Below are 2,630 nucleotides of genomic sequence, written 5' to 3' on the forward strand. Positions count from 1 at the left end.
ATATTATATTGTATCTTGAATTTAATACTAACGACTAACGACTAATTTAATCGGTGCATCGGCGCATTGGAGAATCAACTAAATGGATATTAAATCAAAGATAAATAAATTACCCCAAACAAGCGGTGTCTATTTTTTTAAGGATAAAGAGGGAAAAGTTATATATGTAGGAAAGGCTAATTCCTTGAAAAATAGAGTTTCTTCTTATTTTATTCATTCTTCCCAGCAATCTCCTAAAATAAGTAAAATGATAAAAGAGATAGCAAATGTTGAATATATAACCACTTCATCTGAAATAGAAGCACTTATCCTGGAAAGTAAAATGATTAAAAGCAACAGTCCTTACTATAATACTCAATCGAAGGATGATAAGAGTTATCCCTATATTAAAATTACTTTAGAGAGAGACTTTCCCCAAATATTATTTTATCGAAAAATAAACCGCGAGCTAAAAGAGGATAAAAATTTATATTTTGGTCCTTTTGTGGATAGCAAGGCTACCCGGGTTGTTATAAAATTATTAAGGCAGGTTTTTAAAATTCGGGGATGTAGAAAAAAAGATTTAAACCAGACGAAAGCTTGTTTGGATTACCAGATTGGCTTGTGTTCAGCTCCTTGCATGGGTATGATTAGCAAAATAGAGTACCAGAAAAATATAAAAGAAATTTGTCTATTTTTGTCGGGAAGACAAAAGAGCTTATTGAATGGTCTTTATCGGGAAATGAAGCAGGCTTCTTATAATTTAAAATATGAGAAAGCGGCCAAAATAAGAGATAAAGTAAAATCAATTGAAGCTATTCTAAAAGGTCAGGAAATAAACATAGATAGAAAAATTAATAAGAATAACTACTTTATGAAAAAAATTGAGGAAGAAGAAAAGGAGGAAATTAAAAAGGGCTGTAATGCAATCATTGATTTGAAAGATAAATTAAACCTAAAAAAATTACCAGAAAGGATCGAGGCATTCGATATTTCCAACATTCAAGGAAAGTTATCTGTCGGTTCTTTGGTTGTTTTTGAAAAAGGGCAGCCGAAAAAGGAAGATTATCGAAGATTTAGAATAAAAACAATTAAAGGAATTGATGATTATGCCATGTTACAAGAGGTTACCGAGAGAAGATATAAAAAATTAATAGCCGAAAATAAAAAATTACCTGACTTGGTTCTTGTGGATGGTGGGAGAGGTCAATTGAGTGCGGTGGAAAAAATGTTAAAGGACCTGAATCTTGAAATGCCTATCATCAGTATTGCTAAAAAAGAAGAGGAAATATTTAAACCGGAGATTTATGAACCAATCATCTTACCTGATAATTCTGAAGCACTTTTTTTACTACAAAGAATAAGAGATGAAGCTCATAGATTTGCAGTAACTTATCATCGGAAGATTAGAAGTAAAGAATTGCGTAATTCAAAATTAGACCTTATTCCAGGAATTGGTACTAAACGAAAAAGATTGTTGTTAGAACACTTTAAAAGCTTAGAAGAAATAAAAAATGCTTCCAAAGTGGATATAAGTAAAATACCGGGATTTGGAGATAAAATTGCCGAAAAAATTAAAACAGTTATGGAGATAAGAAGATGATATTAAATTTTGAAGGGAAGAAACCAATAATTAGCGAAGAAAGTTTTATTGCGCAAAATGCCACTATCATTGGAGAAGTTCTTATCGGAAAATATTCGAGTATTTGGTATAATACAGTATTAAGAGGAGATATAGCTCCCATAACCGTAGGAAATAACACCAGCATTCAAGATGGCACTATCGTTCATTGTGATGTGGGAGTTCCTGCTACCATAGGGAACCTGGTTACGATAGGGCACAATGTTTTGCTCCACGCCTGTAAGATTGGAGATAATTCTTTAATAGGGATGGGGGCAATTGTGCTTGATGGTGCAGAAGTAGGTGAAGGAGCCATCATAGGAGCTGGAGCAATAGTAACTCCCAAGACTAAAATACCACCATTTACTATGGCCTTAGGTGTACCAGCGAAGGTAGTACGCCATCTTTCCGAAGAAGAAGTTATGAGCTTAAAAAACCATGCTCTGGATTATGTCGAGTTAATGAAAAGATATCAAAAATAGTATACCCTATCAGATGAAGTAATTAGACGAAAGATGCTAAGTTTTTTATTTTTTCTTTCGTTTTCTTAACTTGATACTATATTAATTCACTTGTAAAATATAAAAAAAAATGGTTATAATAAAAAAGAAATATTTACGCAAGTCATATAGCCAATTGGTGCATTGGTGAATCGGTCAATGGGAGGTTAAAGACATATGAAACATAAATCAGTTGCTGATAGTGCTTATGAAATATTGGTCAAGAATAACAAACCGCTACATTACCGCCAAATTACTAAAGAATTAATAAAAATAAGACCATTGAAGGTCAAAGAACCCTATTACGCGGTTAATGCCTCTATGAGTGGTGATAAAAGATTTATGAGAATAAAAAGAGGGGTATGGGGTTTAGTGAAATGGCAATATAAAGATGCGAATATAAAATATTCGCTTACCAGTTATTGTTTGAAAGACGGCACTATGTTTTTAACCAGCTATATGAAACCATTTTTCCCCAAAGAAGAAGATATGGTTGAGGTTACTTTTATTGAAAAAGAAGGAAATGAAAT

General features: G+C 32.5%; 3 protein-coding genes. All 3 read left to right on the forward strand.

Going from position 1 to position 2,630, the window contains the following annotated elements:
• The first annotated feature begins 82 nt into the window (after window positions 1–82).
• Complete coding sequence (locus ENO17_01335) at window positions 83–1,582, forward strand: excinuclease ABC subunit UvrC (protein ID HER23700.1); 1,500 nt, start codon at window positions 83–85, stop codon at window positions 1,580–1,582.
• Complete coding sequence (locus tag ENO17_01340) at window positions 1,579–2,082, forward strand: gamma carbonic anhydrase family protein (protein HER23701.1); 504 nt, start codon at window positions 1,579–1,581, stop codon at window positions 2,080–2,082. The genes ENO17_01335 and ENO17_01340 overlap by 4 nt, the downstream gene beginning before the upstream one ends.
• Before the next feature lie 195 nt (window positions 2,083–2,277).
• Window positions 2,278–2,630: hypothetical protein (locus ENO17_01345; GenBank protein ID HER23702.1), on the forward strand; the 353-nt coding region annotated here is incomplete at its 3' end.

This window comes from Candidatus Atribacteria bacterium (assembly GCA_011056645.1).
In the GTDB taxonomy this organism is placed as follows: domain Bacteria; phylum Atribacterota; class Phoenicimicrobiia; order Phoenicimicrobiales; family Phoenicimicrobiaceae; genus Sediminicultor; species Sediminicultor quartus.